The 18783-nt window shown below is 63.0% G+C and carries 14 protein-coding genes; 3 read left to right on the forward strand and 11 right to left on the reverse strand.

Going from position 1 to position 18783, the window contains the following annotated elements:
- The 11 genes from TU82_RS11250 to tssA form a co-directional block, all read right to left on the reverse strand.
- A partial coding sequence (locus TU82_RS11250; RefSeq protein ID WP_211269734.1) for a DUF6531 domain-containing protein occupies nt 1-2727 on the reverse strand: 2727 nt, incomplete at its 3' end.
- A 12-nt stretch (nt 2728-2739) separates the two neighbouring features.
- Nucleotides 2740-3174, reverse strand: coding sequence for a DcrB-related protein (locus TU82_RS11255; protein ID WP_057723285.1), 435 nt, complete (start codon nt 3172-3174; stop codon nt 2740-2742).
- Nucleotides 3175-3189: 15 nt separating this feature from the next.
- Nucleotides 3190-5130 (reverse strand): type VI secretion system Vgr family protein, encoded by a 1941-nt coding sequence (locus TU82_RS11260; RefSeq protein WP_057723286.1) that lies wholly within the window; start codon nt 5128-5130, stop codon nt 3190-3192.
- A gap of 147 nt (nt 5131-5277) precedes the next feature.
- Nucleotides 5278-7935: a type VI secretion system ATPase TssH gene (tssH, locus tag TU82_RS11265; protein ID WP_057723287.1), complete on the reverse strand. Its 2658-nt coding sequence runs from the start codon at nt 7933-7935 to the stop codon at nt 5278-5280.
- A complete protein-coding gene (tssG, locus tag TU82_RS11270; RefSeq protein WP_057723288.1) occupies nt 7928-8971 on the reverse strand; it encodes a type VI secretion system baseplate subunit TssG in 1044 nt (347 codons plus the stop codon). The genes tssH and tssG overlap by 8 nt, the downstream gene beginning before the upstream one ends.
- A complete protein-coding gene (tssF, locus tag TU82_RS11275) occupies nt 8935-10794 on the reverse strand; it encodes a type VI secretion system baseplate subunit TssF (RefSeq protein ID WP_057723289.1) in 1860 nt (619 codons plus the stop codon). The genes tssG and tssF overlap by 37 nt, the downstream gene beginning before the upstream one ends.
- Nucleotides 10791-11306 carry a type VI secretion system baseplate subunit TssE gene (gene tssE, locus TU82_RS11280; RefSeq protein ID WP_057723694.1) on the reverse strand — a complete coding sequence of 172 codons (516 nt, stop codon included), beginning with the start codon at nt 11304-11306 and terminating at the stop codon, nt 10791-10793. The genes tssF and tssE overlap by 4 nt, the downstream gene beginning before the upstream one ends.
- A gap of 78 nt (nt 11307-11384) precedes the next feature.
- Nucleotides 11385-11873 (reverse strand): Hcp family type VI secretion system effector, encoded by a 489-nt coding sequence (locus tag TU82_RS11285; protein WP_005792512.1) that lies wholly within the window; start codon nt 11871-11873, stop codon nt 11385-11387.
- Nucleotides 11874-12048: 175 nt separating this feature from the next.
- Nucleotides 12049-13545 (reverse strand): type VI secretion system contractile sheath large subunit, encoded by a 1497-nt coding sequence (gene tssC, locus TU82_RS11290; protein WP_057723290.1) that lies wholly within the window; start codon nt 13543-13545, stop codon nt 12049-12051.
- 2 nt (nt 13546-13547) lie between these two features.
- Nucleotides 13548-14054 carry a type VI secretion system contractile sheath small subunit gene (tssB, locus tag TU82_RS11295; protein ID WP_010207547.1) on the reverse strand — a complete coding sequence of 169 codons (507 nt, stop codon included), beginning with the start codon at nt 14052-14054 and terminating at the stop codon, nt 13548-13550.
- A gap of 54 nt (nt 14055-14108) precedes the next feature.
- Nucleotides 14109-15128, reverse strand: coding sequence for a type VI secretion system protein TssA (gene tssA, locus TU82_RS11300; protein ID WP_057723291.1), 1020 nt, complete (start codon nt 15126-15128; stop codon nt 14109-14111).
- Between the two features lie 393 nt (nt 15129-15521).
- Here tssA and tagH point away from each other — a divergent pair, with 393 nt between their 5' ends.
- Genes tagH through tssK form a run of 3 tightly spaced genes read left to right on the forward strand, consistent with a single transcriptional unit; the run spans nt 15522 to nt 18781 of the window.
- A complete protein-coding gene (gene tagH / locus TU82_RS11305; RefSeq protein WP_057723292.1) occupies nt 15522-16862 on the forward strand; it encodes a type VI secretion system-associated FHA domain protein TagH in 1341 nt (446 codons plus the stop codon).
- A 56-nt stretch (nt 16863-16918) separates the two neighbouring features.
- The gene (gene tssJ, locus TU82_RS11310) at nt 16919-17428 is read left to right on the forward strand and encodes a type VI secretion system lipoprotein TssJ (protein WP_057723293.1); all 510 of its coding nucleotides are present in this window, start codon (nt 16919-16921) and stop codon (nt 17426-17428) included.
- An 18-nt stretch (nt 17429-17446) separates the two neighbouring features.
- Entirely contained in the window at nt 17447-18781 is a 1335-nt protein-coding gene (tssK, locus tag TU82_RS11315; protein WP_057723294.1) for a type VI secretion system baseplate subunit TssK, read from the forward strand.
- Nucleotides 18782-18783: the final 2 nt, after the last annotated feature.

Here is an 18783-nt window from a genome sequence, read left to right on the forward strand (position 1 = left end):
GTCGTAGCTGTACTCGGTGCGGCCATCGTCGGTGGTTTTGGCAACCAGCCGACCGACCGCATCGCGCTCCAGCCGATGAATGATGGGCGCGGGTGGTGCCTCGGGGACCACCGCCAGGCCGTTGCCATAAGGCGCCGCAATGGCGGTTACCGTAGTGATGTTGTCCAGCAGGTCGTACTCGTAACGCTTGGCGCTGCCGTCCAGGTCCTGCTGCTCGGCCAGGCGGTCGGCAGCGTCCCAGGTAAAGCGATAGCGTTCACCGTTCTCGTTGATCAGCGCTTGCAGGCGCCCGTAGCTGTCGTAGCCGAACTTCACCTGCCGGCCATGGGCGTCGGTGCGCTGGCTGACTTGGCCGCGGCGGTTGTGCTGGTAGAGCGTGGTGTGCCCGGCCGGGTCGGTATACCCCAGCAGTTGACCGCTGATGTCGCGCTGGTACTGCTCGATACGGCCATCCGGCAATTGAGTGCTTAGCAAGCGCCCCTGAGCGTTGTAGCTGAATTGCGTGCGCTCACCCAGTGCATCGGTGATGACTTGCAGATAACCGCGCTCGTCGTAGCTCAAGCGCGTCGGGTAACCCGAACAATCGATGTGCTCGACCAATTGTCCGAACGGGTTCCAGCGCAGTTTCTTGCTTTTGCCGGTGGCGTCGATGATTTCCACGACCTGGCCATGGGCGTCATAGCGGTACCGGGTGACGTAGCCCAGCGGATCGGTTTCGGCGATGCAGTTACCGCGCGGATCGTAGCGATACTGCCAGCTGTTGTCGGCGGCGTCGGTCTCTACCAGCGGCAGTGCCCAATGCTCCAGCCACAAGGTCGAATCGCTGCGGCCCAGTGGGTCGGTTTCGCCGATCAGGTTGCCGGACTCGTCGTAGCTGTATTCGTAGCGCCCGCCCTGCGGGTCGGTGGCGCTGAGCAATTGGCGCTCATCGTTCCATTCGAACAGCCAGGTCTGGCGGAGGTTGTCGCTGTAGCGAATGATCTGGTGCTGCGTGTTCCAGTGCCGGGTGCTGACGCGCTGCAATCCGTCGGTGATACGGGTAAGGCCGGCGTTCAAGTCATAGTCGAATTGATACGCGTCGCCTTCATCCGTCCAGTGCCGCACCACGCGCCACTCCAGGCCTTCAACCAAAGCCCACTCATAGAAACAACGCAACCCGGTCGGCAACTGATGCTCCACCATGCGCCGGTCGCTGTCGTAGGCGAAGCGCCGCCGCACCTGCCCGGTGGCATCACGCACCTCGGCCAGATTGCCGGCGGTGTCGTAGCCATACCCAACAAGCGCCTCACGGCGTTGATCGGGATACACCCGTTCGATGCGACTGACCTGTTCGCCGTCGCGAATCAGCTCAACCTGCACCAGGTCGAAGGTATCGCGCAGCCGTACCAGGCGTCCGGCCTCGTCATAATCAATATGGATGCGGTTGTCGTTGCGGTCCCCCAACTGAGCCAGGCGCAGTCGTGACGGGTTGGTCGTAAGTTCAAAAAGACGGTACAGGCCATCATCGCTCTCAATCAGCAACTGCCCATTGAGGTGCCGCCGCACAGCGAGCCCTTCACCGGCGCTGAACACCGCGCCGCCCAAGGGAATCGAACCCATGTCGATAGGGCGCCCTTGCTCGTCGGTGTAGACCAGCGTCTCGCCGCCGTCGGGATGAGGCCGGACTTCGACGCAGACCTCATACGGCACGCTCCAGCCCGCGCCAAACAGACTGCCGGTGCGTTCGTCGCGGCTGTTATAGAAACGTTGCCAGTCAATCGGCAAGATGCCGGGCAGCACGAAGTCCAGCTCATCGACATCGCCCAATACCTTCGCGCCCGTCGCCGCATGCACCGGATTCGACGAGCCCATGGCAGCATTCGCCATCGCGCCCATCGCACTGCTGACGGCCATCGAAGTGGCGCCGCCGATCAGCATGCAGGGCAGCTTGCTGAAGAACTTGCCCTTGCCACCCTTGAGCATCAACAACGCGGTGACCGCCAGCCCCACGCCTGGCGTCTTGCCGCTGCGAATCTCGCGCACCACCACGGAGCCACCGCCGATGGTCACGTTGGAGGAAATCAACCCGGACGACACCACCGTCGCATCACAGGTGCTGCGATCACCGCTGCGTACCGCCGGCTGGCCGTTGATCGTGACCTTGTCCGAGCCTTCGGCCAGAAACTGCGGTGGCATCGGCGGGTGCTTCATGCACACCACCAGGTCCAGCGGCTTGGGCACGGCGCCTGGCGCAGGCGTGGCGACGGTCGGACGCCACATTTGCGAGAAAAAGCTCTCGGCCATGTCCAGGTAGCTGGCCTCAGGCGTAGGCGCCGGCTCTTCCAGTTCGGTGCCCGCTGGCGCAACGTGAGAGCTGATTGCCCCGGCAGCGCGGGCGGCGGGGATGTTATTGGTGAGCGTGTTGGTGGAACCGGTGAGAATATTGGCCTGCACCGTGGGCGGAAACAGCGCATTGCTGAAGCTGTCGCATAAATTGGTCAGGCCTTTGTCTGCGCCCGTCTTGCTCATGGCCAGGCCGACAATCGTGCCCACCACCGCGCCCAACAGGAAGCAGCCCAGCCCTCCGGTGGCGACGGTAATACCGGTAGCCGCAACCACGGCAGCTGTTGCCACGGCAGTGATCGCGATATTGGCAGCCACCTCCAGCACACCGCCGAGGATGTCGGCCATCATCGAAGTGTGGGAAAGCGCATCGCCCATCCGGGCCGCCCATAACGCGTCAGACATGCAGGCAGCTCATCAAGAAATAGCGTCGAACGACAGTGAGTTTTTTATCAAGGCCCAATGCGCCGCCTCGGCGTCACCCAGCGCATCCGCCTTCACGTAGCTGAGGGCAAGCATCTTGCGCGTGCCTGGAATCACCAGTGCCAGTTGATACTGGAACACCTTGTCATTGCCCTTGTTGAACTGGCTGCGCAACTCGATGCCTTCGACTTCCTGCGCTGCGCCCAAACGCACATCGACGCCCGGTTGATAACGTAAGTCCTGCACCTGTTTTTCCAGGCGCTGGAGTTGGTCATTGAAGTTGCTGTGCAGGGTTTCACCCTCAGCGAGCAAGCTGCGGCTGACGATCAGGGAGGTGCCCAGTTCGGGGAACTTGAGAATGTTGATCGTCGCATCCTGCAATTGGCCGGCAGGCAGTTGAAACTGGAATTCATTGATTCGATACGTCATGGCAAACAGGTCTCGTCAGGAGCTTTTAGGCGTGGGGAACGCGGCTTTGATATTGGCGTCGATGCTGGCTTTCACGCCCTGGCCATCCGGTGTGGCGCCCGCGCCGCCACCATTGTTCAAGTGCAGCAGGCCGCCGGTATTGAACTCGGCATCGCCGCTGGCGTAGAAGCTGATCTGCACACCCGTGAGGTTGATCTGCCCGCTGGCATTCAACTCCAGAATGCTTTCGCCACAGACCAGGCGCAGGTTTTCGCCCACTTCAATGACGTAGCTCTGGCTGATGCTGTCGGTCTTGCGCTGGCCCACCGAGAGGATGTCTTCCTGCTTGACGATGCGCAGACGGTTATTGCCGATGGTCACTGTCTCATTGTGGCCGATGCTTTTGTTACGGTCATGCCCGACAGAGTGGCTCTCATCGACCTCCACCACGATGTCCTGATTACGTTCGGCATGGATATACAGCTGCTCCAGCCCCTTCTTGTCCTCCATGCGGATTTCATTGAAGTTGGCCGGTGTGCCGCCTTTGCTGGATCGGCTCTTCATGCCGCTTTGAGTCGCGTTTTCCGGCAGATCGTAAGGCACGGTCTGCTCGGCGTTGTACACCCGCCCGGTGATGATCGGTCGGTCGGGGTCGCCTTCGAGGAAGCTCACGATCACTTCCTGACCGATCCTTGGAATCTGCATCGAGCCCCAGTTCTTGCCGGCCCAGGACTGCGACACACGAATCCAGCAAGAGCTGTTTTCGTTGGACTGGTCGTGACGGTCCCAGTAGAAATGCACCTTCACGCGGCCGTATTGGTCGGTCCAGATTTCCTCGCCCTTGGGTCCCACCACCAGCGCGGTTTGCGGGCCTTTGACCACGGGCCGATGGGTGGTGGGCAGGGTGCGGTAGCTCTGTTGCGCGGGGATGCAGGTCAGGCTGCTTTCGAACTGCGCCGAGCCCGAACCGCCGCCGCTTTCCAGGCTTTCCTGGACGATGTAGTAGCGACAGCCGACGATCAGGTATTCGCGGTTCTGGTCCTGGCGGCTGAAGCCGGTGAGGCTGAACAAGTGGCCCGAACCCAGGCCGCGGGCATTGCCGGCGAACTCGATCTGTTCATGCAGGGTTTGCAGGGCCTCGATGCGGGTGCGCGCATAGTGTTCGCCGTCGGCGCTCTGCACGTAGGTGCCGGGATAGTCGTACAGCGGATAGTCGCCGGCGGTGTGCGGACGCGGCATGGCCGAGCGCACGTCGATGCTCGCGCTGGGGCGCTGGAAATCGTAGTCGTTGAGCTCCAGCGAGCCGGGCTGCACCTCCTGCGCCAGGTGCCAGTTATGCATATGGTCGCGTTCGCGCTGCTGCTCGTCCTTGGGGTAATACGGAATCGAGGCGTAGCCGGGCACCGTCGAGTGGGCGCCATAGGCGTCGGCCAGCACCAATACATGCCGGTCCTGCTCGTGACGGAAGAAGTAGTAGATGCCTTCCTGTTCCATCAGGCGGCTGACGAAATCGAAGCTGGTCTCGCGGTACTGCACGCAGTATTCCCACTCGCGGTACGGCCGGCTCAGGGCGTCTTCGAAGTCGGAAAAGCCCAGGTCGCGAAACACCTGCTTGATGATCTGCGGGATGCTCAGGTTCTGGAAAATCCGGCAATCGGAGGTGCGGCTGAGCAGCCACAGCCATGGGCGCAGCGTCACCTGGTAGCTGGCGAACTGGCCCTGGTCGATGTTCTGGCTGCAACGCGCGACGAGGCCGTGAAAATGCCGTTCGCCACCGTCCGCCAGTTGCAGGCCCACGCTCATCGGCTTGCCCAGCAACTGGTTGAGGTCGATGTTGGCGTCCAGGGACGTCAGTTGCAGCTCGTAGTTGAACAACCGGCCCAGCTCTTCACCGCCGCCCATTTCATTGAGCAGCAGCACATCCGGCCCTAGGGGGCTGGTGATCCGGGCCAGGCGTGAGGCTTGGTTGAATAGCATCGAATTACCCTAATAACTGAAGGAACTCAATCCAAATGTGGGAGGGGGTTTGCCCCCGATAGCGGTGTATCAGGTTAGAAATTCCTGGCTGACCCACCGCCATCGGGGGCAAGCCCCCTCCCACATTTTGAGCTGTATTCCGTCAGGTCAATCGTTGAACTGGTAGTGCAGCTCATTATCCCGGCTGCTGATCCGCACCCCCGCCAGCGCCTTGCCTTCCAGCATGCGCGTGAGGAATTCACGGCTCATGTCCGGCAGCAGGCTGTTGGTGAGGAGGGTGTCGATCATGCGCCCGCCGCTTTCGGTTTCGGTGCAGCGCGAGACGATCAGGTCGACCACCGCGTCGTCGTAGTCGAAGGCGACCTTGTGGGTGTTTTCCACGCGCTTTTTGATGCGGTTCAGTTGCAGGCGAGTGATCGCCTTGAGCATCTCGTCGCTCAGCGGGTAATACGGAATCGTCACCAGACGACCGAGCAACGCCGGCGGGAAAATTTCCAGCAGCGGCTGGCGCAGGGCCTTGGCGATCTCCTCGGGCGCGGGGATGTTCGCCGGGTCCTTGCACACGTGGGAGATCAGCTCGGTGCCGGCGTTGGTGGTCAGCAGGATCAACGTGTTCTTGAAGTCGATCACCCGGCCTTCGCCGTCTTCCATCACGCCCTTGTCGAACACCTGGAAGAAGATCTCATGCACGTCCGGGTGGGCTTTTTCCACCTCGTCCAGCAGCACCACGCTGTAAGGCTTGCGCCGCACCGCTTCGGTCAGCACGCCGCCTTCGCCGTAACCGATATAGCCCGGTGGCGCACCCTTGAGGGTCGACACCGTGTGGGCTTCCTGGAACTCGCTCATGTTGATGGTGATCACGTTCTGCTCGCCGCCATACATGGCTTCGGCCAGCGCCAGGGCGGTTTCGGTCTTGCCCACGCCCGAGGTGCCGGCGAGCATGAACACGCCAATCGGCTTGCTTGGGTTATCGAGGCCGGCGCGGGAGGTCTGGATGCGCTTGGCGATCATCTGCAGGGCGTGGTCCTGGCCGATGATGCGTTTCTTCAAATGCTGGTCGAGGTTGAGCACCGTCTCCAGTTCATTGCGCGCCATGCGGCCGACCGGGATGCCGGTCCAGTCGGCGACCACCGAGGCCACGGCCTGGTAATCCACGGTCGGCAGGATCAACGGGGTTTCGCCTTGCAGTGCAGTGAGGCGTTGTTGCAGGTCGATCAGTTGCGTGCGCAATTCGTCGCTGCCGCTGTCCACCACGCCGGCTTTTTCGCGCAAGGTCGCACGGGTGGCGAGCAGCTCATCCACCAAGGCTTTTTCCTCAGCCCAACGGCTTTCCAAGGTGGCCAGACGCTCACGTTCGGCCGTAAGCAATGCTTCGGTGTTGGTTTGGCGCGCGCCAATCGCAATGCCGATCGCATGCTCGCGGGCGATAATTTGCAGCTCGGTCTCCAGCGCTTCGATACGACGGCGGCTGTCATCCACTTCTGCCGGTACCGCATGCAGGCTGATGGCAACGCGGGCGCAGGCGGTGTCCAGCAGGCTCACGGATTTGTCCGGCAGCTGGCGCGCCGGAATATAGCGGTGCGACAGCTTGACCGAGGCTTCCAGGGCTTCATCGAGGATCTGCACCTGGTGGTGCTTTTCCATGGTCGAGGCCACACCGCGCATCATCAGCAGCGCCTTGTCCTCCGACGGCTCGGCAACCTGTACTACCTGGAAGCGGCGGGTCAGGGCCGGGTCTTTTTCGATGTGCTTCTTGTACTCGGCCCAGGTGGTGGCGGCCACGGTACGCAAGGTGCCACGGGCCAGCGCAGGCTTGAGCAGGTTGGCCGCGTCACCCGTGCCGGCAGCGCCACCGGCACCGACCAGGGTGTGGGCTTCGTCGATAAACAGGATGATCGGCTTGGGCGAGGCCTGCACGTCTTCGATGACCTGGCGCAGACGCTGTTCGAACTCGCCCTTCATGCTGGCGCCGGCTTGCAGCAGGCCCACGTCGAGGCTGCGCAGTTCCACGTCTTTGAGCGCAGGTGGTACGTCGCCGGCGACGATGCGCAGGGCGAAACCTTCGACCACGGCGGTCTTGCCCACCCCGGCTTCACCGGTGAGGATCGGGTTGTTCTGGCGGCGCCGCATGAGGATGTCCACCAGCTGGCGAATCTCTTCGTCACGACCGACGATAGGGTCGAGCTTGCCGCTGCGGGCTTGCTCGGTCAGGTCGACGGTAAAACGCTTGAGCGCCTCCTGCTTGCCCATCGCGCTGGGGGCCATGGCACCGCTGGCTTCACCCGGCACCGCAGCGGCATTGAAACCATCGCTGGCGCTCAGGGCATTTTCCGGCGAGTCGCCGACGTACTCGTCAAAGCGCTCGCTCAAGGCTTCGGGTTTGATCTTGTCGAACTCGGCAGACAGGCCCAGCAGCGCATGGCGCAGGCTCGGCGTTTTCAGAATGCCCAGCACCAGGTAACCGGTGCGCACCTGGCTCTCACCGAACATCAGGCTGCCGTACACCCAACCGCGCTCCACCGCTTCTTCCACATGGGACGACAGGTCGGTGATCGAGGTCGAGCCGCGCGGCAGGCGGTCCAGGGCTTCGGTCAAGTCGCGGGCCAGGCGTGCCGGCTCCAGGTTGAACTGGCGGATGATGCGGTGCAGGTCCGAGTCCTGCAGTTGCAGCAACTGATGAAACCAGTGGGCCAGTTCCACGTACGGGTTGCCCCGCAGTTTGCAGAACACGGTGGCGGCTTCGATGGCCTTGTAGGCCACGCTGTTGAGTTTGCCGAACAGTGCGGCGCGACTGATTTCACCCATGCTCTGGATTCCTTGAGGTGGTGGCGTGATCGGCGTAATGCCGCGCCAGGATTAGGTCGTTGGCGTCATGCGCAGGTTGGCCGAGCCAGGTATTGAAACCCAGGCGAAACTGGCCGTTGAGCTGCAGCGCCGGGACTTCAGGTTGTTGCAGGACCAGATTCAAGTCCCAGTCCAGTTCATGGCCCAGGTACTCGGCCACCCAGGCCACCAGCTCGTCGAACGGCTGATGGCCGGGCAGCATGCCCATGTAATCGGCGAGCTTGAGCGGCCCGAGGCGAATACGGAATTTGTGCTGGCGGTCCCACACATGGCTGCCCAGGCAGAAATCCACGCCCAGCCGGTTGGCGCTCACGCCGACGCGGCTGCGTTCGGGCAGTTCCAGCCATTGGCCGACATATTCCTCGATCGCCACCGGCACGCCGAAGTACTCGCTGAGAATGGCCTTCAAACCGTCCGGATAGCGGGTTTGTGCCGACAAGTGCCCGCTGTAATGCAGCTTCGCCGTGTCGGGGATCAAGCCCTGGTTGAGCAGACTCGGCATGCCGCGGCCACTCAGGGCGGCAAGACGCGCGGACCAATAGTCATCGTCCGGTCGGTCATGGCTGACCGTCGGCCGTGCTTCGGCCCAGGCCCGGTAGAACAAGGTCAGCAAGCGATGGTGGAACACATCCAGGAACTGCTTGCTGGTGCTGTCGGCGTTGTTGCGCTGGCGCTCGCGCACGTACTCGGTGATATGCAGCGGCAGCGGACCGTTGGGGCCGCCGAGGCCGAAGAAGAATTGCTCCAGCCGCGCCGGCTTGCCGTCGCCGCCGGGGTCGACCGACGCCAGGGTGGCCGGGGCGAAGGTGCAATCGGCCTGTTGTCCCAGGCGCAGCGGGTCGTCGGCCAGGCGCAGGGAATGGCCCAGGCGCGGCAGGTCCGGCGATTCGCACTCGATACGCCGCAGCGCCTGGAAAAAGTCATATTCCCAGGGCTCCTGGTGCATCGCGTCCAGGGTACTCACAGGGTCGGACGCCGTCCGGGCGTGGCTTTCCATCGCATGATCTCGCCGCGTTCGGTGGTACGGATCACCGTTTCGGTAAAACTATTGATCGACACGTAGCGTGCCAGGAAGCGTTCCAGTACGGCACCGAGCAGGAACACCCCGGTGCCGCGAAACGCGTTTTCATCGAATTCCAGGGTGATTTCCAGGCCACGGCCAAACACGATCGGGCCGGGCATTGGCAGGCGGCGGGTCACGGCTTCGCTGCTGACTTCGCGCAGGCCTTCAATCTGCAGTTGCAGGGCGGCGTCGTTGCTGTCGCCGTACAGGCGCAGCAGTTCGCGCAAGGCGCCGGCACCCTGGCCCTGTTCGCTCAAGGACAGGTAATTGAGCGACAACTGGCTGATCAGGCGCCAGGCCTTGGCATCGTGGGCATGGCTGGCGCGTGGACGGCTGGGGCCTGCGACGCAACGCACCGAGAGCACCGGCGCGCTGTCGGCCAGGGTGAAGTCGGTCTTGCCGTTGCCCACGCTCATGAACAAGGGCAAGTCGCGGTTGGTGCACAGCGCGGTCACGCCGAGCTGGCGCAAGTCATGCCGATACGGCGCCTGGCGGCTGTCCACCAGGCTGACGAAGGTTTCGCTGCCCACATACGTGGAACGCGGGCCGTTGCGGCGCTGGTCACTGGACAGCACGCGGGGTTCGCGGCGCACGGTGTAATAGGCGCGATCGCGGCCATAGCGCGACGGATCGCGCACCGCATAGAACGGCAAAAACGCCTGTTCCGGCCCGGTGCCGTGACCGGTGAGGCTGGTCAGGGAGTGGATCTCGAAATCCATCGGCCGTGTGCGGTCGGCGATCACATGGTGTTCGTTGACCCGGTCGGACAAATGGATACGGTCCACGCGCTTGGGGAACAGGTTGATCGCCGGCGTGCAGAACGGCAGGAACTGCGCCGCGCCGACGCTGCCTTCCAGGCTGGGTTCGTGACGGTCGAACAGCACGATCAGCTCCAGCTCCTGGCCGTCGCAGCGTTTGACCGCTCGGCTCAGCTCGGCGAATTCGACAAACAGGAAGCGGTGGGGCAGGGCGAAATATTCCTGCAGCAACCGATAGCCCTGGAACGCCCGCGCCACCACCGGCATGGCCGCGTCGGCATCGTCGAAACCGCGCGAACGTAGCGCATCCGGAGGCAGGCGCTCAACCCAGTCGCCCCCGGGCTTGCGCGCGAACACCGCGCAGGCGTTGCCCAGCAGTTGTTCGTAGAGGCGAAACGGCTGCTCATCGGCGCCGCTGAGGTACAACGGCAGGTTATCCAGATCGAGGCTGTTGAACGGCAATTCGGCGCCGGTGCGCAGGGTCAGGCGCAGACCGGCCTTGGCTTTCGGTTCGCTGGCGGCCAGGCGGCCGAGCACGGCGGCCGGGTTGCCGAAGTATTCGGCGTTGCTCACCTGCAGCGGCCACAGCGTCACCGGGTGCGCGGTGCGGTACTCGCAGCAGGTCTGGGTTTCACGGCCCAGGGCGGCGCGCAATACCGTGTCGCGGGGCAGCGGGAAACCGCTGGCCAGCGAGCCTTCATCCGGGTCGGTCTGCAATTGCACCACGGTCATCGACGGCGTCGGCGCCAGGTAGTGCGGGTAAGCGATTTCCAGCAGGTTGTGGGTGAAGGTCGGGTACTCGGCGTCGAGCTTGAGTTGCACGCGGGCCGTGAGGTAGGCAAAGCCTTCGAGCAAGCGTTCGACGTACGGGTCGGCGCAGTCCATACCGGACAGGGTCAGCCGACTGGCGATCTTCGGGTATTCCTTGGCGAACTCGGCGGCGCTTTCGCGCACATGGTGCAGTTCCTGGTTGTACAGCTCCAGCAGGCGCGGGTTCATGGGCGCCTCCGCTGGTCGGCATTGACCACGCGTACGTGGCCGGACTCCAGGTCCAGGTCGGTTTGCAGCAACAGGCGCAACGGCACCGGCTGGGCCCACAGGTCGCCTTCGATCTCGAAACTCAGGGCGTTGTGGTTCATCTCGCCCTGGCCGACACGGGCTTTGACCCGCAGGGTATGGCGCAGGATGCGCGGTTCGAACGTGGCGATAGCCTGGTAGATCAGGGCTTCAAGCGCCTTGATATCCACGCTGGAAACGCTTTTGCCCGCCAGCGCCGGCAGGCCGTAATTGACCACCGACGTACCGGCCGGGGTGTGCAGCGTGGCATCGGCATCGAGCAACGACGTGGTGTTGAGCAGCCACGCCAGGTCGCGCAGGACCGAGGCTTTCAATTGGGTCAGGGACAGCACGCGTTTGTCGGCGCTTTCCTTGGGATTGGTTGGGTCGTCGTCGGTCAGCCGGTCCAGCAGGGACGGTTGCAGACGGTCGCGGGAAGCGATTTCAGTTACCACCAAAGCAGCTCCACGGACGGGTTGCAAGAGGGACAAAATGTCTGCAGCCGTGGCGCAAGGCCACGGCTGCAGGGGCTATCAGCGCTTGGTGTTGGACCGGATGTTCCAGCCAAACTTGATCGCGCCGCCGTCTTTGGTGCCGTCGGCTTTCTGCGGCTGGTAGTCGACCATCACCTGGGCAAAGTTCAGGGTGACGTTTTCGGTCAGGCGGTCATCGGTGCCCGAACCGCCGGTGCTCAGCGAGGTGACCAGCACTTCTTCCAGGTTGATCACCATGTACTCGACCTGGCTTTCGCCACCGGCCTTGCGCACGGTCAGCTTGACCTTGTCGATGTGCTTGCCGCTGGCGCAGTGCATCATCAGGTTCGGCGAAGCCTTGTCGACGTATTTGGTCAGCGACAGGTCCTGGATATTCACTTTGCCCGCACCGCCGCCACCGCCCACATGCATGTTGCCGGACTGGGCCATGCCCCAGCTCCAGTTCAGCACGTCGATTTCGTCCTTGTGGGCCTTGTCCATGGACTCGCCCTTGATGTCGCCGATCTTGATGAAAATATCAACAGCCATGTTTTCTCCCTGTGTGGCACGGGCCACGAAATTTATTGACGCCGCCGACCTCTGTAGGAGCGAGCTTGCTCGCGAAGGTCGTCAACGATGACGCGGGCGTCCTGAATGAACGCGGCGCCTTTAAGTTTTTCGCGAGCAAGCTCGCTCCTACAGGGAGCGAGCCGGTCCCGATTTCTTAAGCGCTTTTGGCCGAAGGCAGCTTGGATACCAGGCGCAACGACACCGTCAGCCCTTCAAGCTGGTAGTGCGGGCGCAGGTAGAACTTGGAGTTGTAATACCCCGGGTTGCCTTCGACTTCTTCCACGATCACTTCGGCCGCCGCCAACGGATGCTGGGCCTTGGTGGTCTCGGTGGAGTGCGCAGGGTCGCCATCGACGTAGTTGAGGATCCAGTCCTGCAACCAGCGCTGCATTTCGTCCTTCTCTTTGAACGAGCCGACCTTGTCGCGCACGATGCACTTCAAGTAATGCGCGAAACGGCAGGTGGCGAACAGGTACGGCAGGCGCGCGGCCAGGTTGGCGTTGGCGGTGGCGTCCGGGTCGTCGTATTCGGCCGGTTTCTGCAACGACTGGGCGCCAATGAACGCGGCGAAGTCGGTGTTTTTCTTGTGCAGCAGCGGCATGAAACCGTTCTTCGCCAGCTCCGCTTCACGGCGGTCGCTGATGGCGATTTCGGTCGGGCACTTCATGTCCACGCCACCGTCATCGGTAGGGAACGTGTGCGCCGGCAGGTTTTCCACTTCGCCGCCGGACTCGATGCCACGGATGCGTGAGCACCAGCCGTAGTGCTTGAACGAACGGTTGATGTTCACCGCCATCGCGTACGCGGCGTTGGCCCAGGTGTACTTGGAGCTGTCGGCGCCGTCGGTGTTTTCTTCGAAGGCGAAGGCTTCCACCGGGTCGGTCTTGGCGCCATACGGCAGGCGCGCCAGGAAGCGCGGCATGGTCAGGCCGATGTAGCGTGAGTCTTCCGATTCACGCAGCGAACGCCAGCCGGCGTATTCCGGGGTGGTGAAGATCTTGGTCAGGTCGCGCGGGTTCGACAGTTCCTGCCACGAGCCCATGCCCATCACGGTCGGCGACGCCGCGGCGATGAACGGCGAGTGCATGGCGGCGCAGACTTTCGACAGCTCGCCCAGCAGTTCCACGTCGGGCGGCGACTGGTCGAAGTAGTAGTCGCCTACCAGGCAGCCGTAGGGTTCGCCGCCGAACTGGCCGTATTCTTCTTCGTACATCTTCTTGAAGATCGGGCTCTGGTCCCACGCGGTGCCCTTGAATTTCTTCAGGGTCTTGTGCAGTTCCGGCTTGGCGATGTTGAGCACGCGAATCTTCAGCTGCTCATCGCTCTCGGTGTTGTTGACCAGGTAATGCAGGCCACGCCAGGCGCTTTCCAGCTGCTGGAAGTCCGGGTGGTGAATGATCTGGTTGACCTGGGCGGTCAGCTTGGCGTCGATGGCGGCGATGATCGATTCAATCGACTTGATCGCGTCGTTGGACACCAGGTCGGTCTGTGCCAGGGCCTGTTCGGCGAGGGTGCGCACGGCGGTTTCCACGGCTTCGCGGGCGCGCTCGGTCTTGGGCTTGAATTCCTGCATCAACAGCGAGGCGAACTCGCTGGTTTCTTCGGTGGCGCCCAGGTTCAGCGCGCCTTCGCGAACGGTATTGTCGGTCATGATTACTGGTCCCCTGCAGGCTTGGGCGCGCTGGCAAGTGCCTGAAGCAGTGCCGGGTCCTTGATCGCCTTCATGATGATTTCTTCAGCGCCAGTCTTGCCGTCCATGTAGGTCAGCAGGTTGGCCAGCTGGGTGCGGGCTTCGAGCAGCTGGTTCAACGAGTCGACCTTGCGCGCCACGGCGGCAGGGCTGAAGTCGTCCATGCTTTCGAAGGTGATGTCCAGGCTCAGGTTGCCTTCGCCGGTCAGCTCGTTGGGGACGTGGAACGCCACGCGCGGCTGCATGGCCTTGAGGCGGGAGTCGAAGTTGTCGACGTCCACTTCAAGGAACTTGCGGTCGGCCACGGGTGCCAGCGGCTCGGCTGGTTTGCCGGCGAGGTCGGCCATCACGCCCATGACGAAGGGCAGCTGGACCTTTTTCTCGGCGCCGTAAAGCTCGACGTCGTACTCGATCTGCACTCGAGGCGCACGGTTGCGCGCGATGAATTTCTGAGAACTTTGCTTCGCCACGTTGCTGCTCCTGGTCGCTTGAGCGACGGTGTTGTTACTGCACGGTCCGGCGGCTTATTCGCTGTCCGGGCCGCGCAGGTTTTCAAATTGGGACATGCCGTCGGGAATCAGATTGCGCACGATGGCCGCGAAATCGGCATGCACCAGATTCTTGGCACGGTTCAACAGCACCGGCAGCGGGCTTGAAGGCTCGTGCCGGGTGTAATACGCAAGGATTTTGTCGAGGCTGCGCAGCACGTCGTCACGGCTGGCGATATCGCCGACCGGACGCGGCGCTGCGGGCGCAGCGGCGTAGTCCGCCGAGGGGGCATGGTCTTCATTGACGGCCTCGGGTTCGCTGCTGCTGTCGGCGCCGGGCACCGCTTGATTGAGCAATTGCAGGGCCTGCTTGAGCGGTTGCTTCAAGGCGCTGAGGTCCACGCCCTGGGCGGAACCGACCTGCTCGTTGACCTGTTGTTCGATGGCTTCGCAGGCGGCGCGCGCGGCAATGAGCGCATCGCGGGTGGCCTGCAGTTGCTGCGGATCGCTGTCGAGGAAGGCGGCGTTGAGTTGCTGGGCACCGAGCTGTTCATCGGGGAAGCTCAACAGGCCGCTGGCGTTGAGCGCCGCGCGCAGGGTCACGGGGCCGAAGGTGCGCGAGCGCGTGAGGATGCTTTCGCGCAGCAGGCGAATATTGGTGTCGCAGGTCAGGCCGGTGAGGGCGTTGACGCGCACGGTAGGATCGTTATCGTCGTCGGCATCCAGGCGCGGGTGCAGGTCGGCCCAGTAGTCGCGCAGCAGCGCGTCGATCAGCGTCAGCGCTTCGGCCAGGCCGGCCACGCCCTGGAGGGCGAGGGTGCTTTGCAGCAGGAAATGAGTGATGCGCAGGTCTTTGCTGCGCTGCAACAGGTCGAGGCTCTGCTGCTGGATGCTGCGCCATTCGGGCGGCTCGGCGGGCAGGATCGAATCGCCCATGCTGCGCTCGGGCTGGCCCCTGGCATCACGTTCCAATTGCAGAAATTGCGCGTCATATTCCATGTCTTCGCCACAGGGCGAAGTCGCAGATACGGCGGTGAGCAGCAACGGCACATCCACTGAATTCGATCTCCCTATCAGCCCGTTAGATGCCGGGCATTGCATGCATTAGTTGCGCGGTGAACGTTGCATGTTTTTCTTGGCCATAGTTTCAAGATGCCACTATCGTGCCATCACTGATGTTCAAGAAGTTGTGCATTTTTGGTGTAGTACTTATGCCTTGTCAAGGTAAGCTATTCGCCCTCTGTGACAGATGTGCGGTGTTTAACAACCTGCGCGACTGACGGGTCGAACGGTGCGCCCCCAGAGGATTTTTGTCATGCAAGCCGGATAAGATCAGCGATCATGCTGGCAAATGCGAATTTGGACGGTCGGTCCCACGACTTGGCCGCGATATTCAGGCACGCGTAGGCCTGGTCTCGACCGCGCGCGATGTATCAGCAAGGAGGCAAGATGTCGCTGTGTTTGACTATCACTAGTTATCACAAGATTACCCCAGGGCAGTGCGCCGAAAAGTCCATGAATCAGGGCTCGATGGCGATCGGCCGCAGTTCGGAAAATGACTGGGTATTGCCCGACCCCGAACGCCTGGTCTCCTCGCAGCATTGCGTTATCCAGTACAAGGATGGTCGTTACTACTTAACTGATAACAGCACCAATGGTGTGGAGTTGGTCAACGCCGGCATCCGCTTGCGCCGTGGAAACAGCGAGCCGCTGCAAAATGGCGAGTTGATCCGCATCGGCGATTACGAAATCCAGGCGCGCATCGACTTCAACGTGCAGGCCGTCGACAGCCAGCCGTTCGCCGGTGATTCGCCGAACAGTTTTGAGGCGTTGATGGGCGCGGTGGCGAGCCCGCCCGCGCCGACACCGATGATCGCGCCGCAGTTTCATGGCGCCTCGTCGATGGAGACCCTGCCGGATCTGTTCGATTTCCTCAGCCCCACTGCCGTGCCACCGGCTACCGTGGCGGACCACGTGCCGTCCGAACAGCACGACTTCCGTCCGCCGGCGCCGGTTGCCGTGCCGGTGGCCGCCCCCCCGGCGGTGCCAGGGTCGGTCATTCCCGAAGACTGGGACCTGCTTGGCGACGCGCCCGCGCCGCTCGCCCCTGTTGCGCCACCCCCCGCGCCACCTCCCGCACCGGTCAGTGCGCCGCCTCCCGTGGTCGAGCCGGTTGCGCTCCCCGTCGGCGACGCCCAGCCACAAGCCGACCTCTTGCAAGCTTTCCTGCGCGGTGCCGGCCTCGATCAGTTGCGTCTGGACCAGGCCGATGCAAGCGCCCAGATGGAAAGCATCGGCCGCAGCTACCGGCTGATGGTCGAAGGCCTGATCGACGTGTTGCGGGCCCGCGCCAGCCTCAAGGGCGAATTTCGCATGCAGCAGACCATGATCCGCCCCGCCGAAAACAATCCATTGAAATTCGCCCCGAATGCCGACGAAGCGTTACTGCTGCTGCTTCGTCACGGCAACCAGGCGTTCATGGCGCCGGACGCCGCCGTGCGTGACAGCTTCGACGACCTGCGCGCTCACCAATTGGCGGTGATGGCGGGTGTGGAAGCGGCGCTCAAGCACCTGCTGCTGCGCTTTGAGCCGGCGCAGTTGGAAGAACGCATGGGCAAGCCCGGTGGCCTCTCAAGTATTTTCAACGGATCGCGCCAGGCCCAGTACTGGCAGCAATTCACCGAGCTCTACAGCAATATTTCCCGCGAGGCCCAGGAAGATTTCCAGGACCTGTTCGGCCGCGAATTCAGCCGGGCCTACGAAGCGCACAGTGCACGACAGCGACGCTGAACCGCGTCGCACTGATGGATAGAACGGATAGCTAAACACGTCATTGAGGACGCAGGATGATTCCCAGGTTTTTACTTGCAGCCGCCACCGCGCTGCTGCTGACGGCGTGTGCCAAGGACGCGGTCAAGCCCGAAGCCGCCGCCGAAGCTGAAGCGGACACGGCCGCCGTCGAGCTGCATTTTCACGCAATCGCCGGGCTCAACCCCGGCGCCAACGGCCAGGCCGCCCCGGTGCGGGTGCGTATTTTCGAGCTGAAAAACGCCGCGACGTTCGCGCGCTCCGATTACTTTGCCCTGGCTGACCGTGCGCAATCCACCCTTGGCCTGGACCTGCTGGACCAGGACGAAGTGGTGATTCAGCCCGGCCAACAACTGAGCATTCAGCGCGATCTGGATCCGGCCACCCGGCAGATCGGCCTGCTGGTGGGCTATCGCGAGCTGGACCGCGCGCAGTGGCGCACCGTTATCAACGTGCCGCCACGCCAATACACCGAATATCAGATCAGCCTCGATGTGCGTGCCGTGCGCGCCGACGTCGTGGCTACCCCCTCCAGCCCAGCCCAATAACAAGCAATCGGAGCCCCCATGTCCTGGAACAATCGCGTGGTCTGGTCGGAAGGCATGTTCATCGGAACGCAGCACTTCCAGCAGCATGACCGTTACCTGGAAAACCTGATCGACGCCCGCAGCCGCCCGCTGTCCGCGGGCGCCTGGGGCTTTTCCGAGGTGCTGATCGACCAGGGCCTGCTCGCCCAGGGCAAGCTGGCAATCGTGTCGGCCCGTGGCCTGCTGCCGGACGGCACGCCGTTCAACATCCCCCAGGACGACCTGGCGCCGAGTCCGCTGAATATCGACGACAACCTGCGCGATGGCCTGGTGTACCTGGCCCTGCCGCTCAAGCGTGCCGGTGCACGTGACACGGTGGATGAAGGCGAGGCGCTGGAAGCCGCGCGTTATGTGAGCCAGGTGCGCGAAGTGCGCGACGACAACGCGCCCTTCGAAAACCGCGCGCCGGTGGCCGTGGGCTCCAGGGCATTGCGTTTGCTGACCGCCCAGGATGGCATCAGCGATTACGCCGCCATCGGGCTGGTGCGCATCAAGGAAAAGCGCGCCGACCGCGCACTGGTGCTCGACGACAGCTACATCCCGCCGATATTGGACGTGGCCGCGAGCAAGCCGCTGACGGCGTTTCGCAGCGAACTGCTCGGCTTGCTGCACCAGCGTGGCGAAGCCCTGGCTGGCCGCGTGGTGGCGTCGGGCGCTGGGGGCGCTTCGGAGATCGCCGACTTCATGCTGCTGCAACTGGTCAACCGTGCCCAGCCGCTGATCCAGCATCTGAGCCAGTTGAGCCCGTTGCACCCGGAGCGTTTCTTCAGCGAGCTGGTGAGCCTGGCCGGTGAGTTTTCGACATTCTCCACCTCTGGCCGACGCCCCCAGGAATACCCGCAGTACCAGCATGACGATTTGGTGTTGAGCTTTACTCCGGTGATGGCGGCCCTGCGTGAAGCGCTGTCGATGCTGATCGACAGCAAGGCCACGCCAATCCCGATTGTGGAGAAAGCCTACGGTATCCACGTGGCGATGCTGGCCGACAAGACCCTGCTCGACAATGCCAGTTTCATCCTCGTGGTACGCGCCGATGTGCCCGGCGAAACCCTGCGCGCACGCTTTGGCCAGCAGAGCAAAGTCGGCTCGGTGGAGCACATCCGCGACATGGTCAACCTGCAATTGCCGGGCATTGGCCTGCTGCCATTGCCGGTGGCGCCACGCCAATTGCCCTATCACGCGGGCAGCACCTATTACGAGCTGGACCGGGGCAGCGAACATTGGCAGCAGTTGAGCAATTCCGGCGGTTTCGCCTTCCACATCGCCGGGCAGTTCCCGGGCTTGAACCTGGCCTTCTGGGCGATCCGAGGATAATC

The sequence above is a fragment of the Pseudomonas orientalis genome (genome assembly GCF_001439815.1).
In the GTDB taxonomy this organism is placed as follows: domain Bacteria; phylum Pseudomonadota; class Gammaproteobacteria; order Pseudomonadales; family Pseudomonadaceae; genus Aquipseudomonas; species Aquipseudomonas orientalis.

What these genes read in the sequence shown, in the direction of transcription:
- tssC (WP_057723290.1), bottom strand. Translation starts at nt 13,545, where the DNA reads ATGACCGACAATACCGTTCGCGAAGGCGCGCTGAACCTGGGCGCCACC.
- tssF (WP_057723289.1), bottom strand. Translation starts at nt 10,794, where the DNA reads ATGAACCCGCGCCTGCTGGAGCTGTACAACCAGGAACTGCACCATGTG.
- TU82_RS11260 (WP_057723286.1), bottom strand. Translation starts at nt 5,130, where the DNA reads ATGCTATTCAACCAAGCCTCACGCCTGGCCCGGATCACCAGCCCCCTA.
- tssH (WP_057723287.1), bottom strand. Translation starts at nt 7,935, where the DNA reads ATGGGTGAAATCAGTCGCGCCGCACTGTTCGGCAAACTCAACAGCGTG.
- tssJ (WP_057723293.1), top strand. Translation starts at nt 16,919, where the DNA reads ATGATTCCCAGGTTTTTACTTGCAGCCGCCACCGCGCTGCTGCTGACG.
- TU82_RS11255 (WP_057723285.1), bottom strand. Translation starts at nt 3,174, where the DNA reads ATGACGTATCGAATCAATGAATTCCAGTTTCAACTGCCTGCCGGCCAA.
- tssK (WP_057723294.1), top strand. Translation starts at nt 17,447, where the DNA reads ATGTCCTGGAACAATCGCGTGGTCTGGTCGGAAGGCATGTTCATCGGA.
- tssG (WP_057723288.1), bottom strand. Translation starts at nt 8,971, where the DNA reads ATGGAAAGCCACGCCCGGACGGCGTCCGACCCTGTGAGTACCCTGGAC.
- tagH (WP_057723292.1), top strand. Translation starts at nt 15,522, where the DNA reads ATGTCGCTGTGTTTGACTATCACTAGTTATCACAAGATTACCCCAGGG.
- TU82_RS11285 (WP_005792512.1), bottom strand. Translation starts at nt 11,873, where the DNA reads ATGGCTGTTGATATTTTCATCAAGATCGGCGACATCAAGGGCGAGTCC.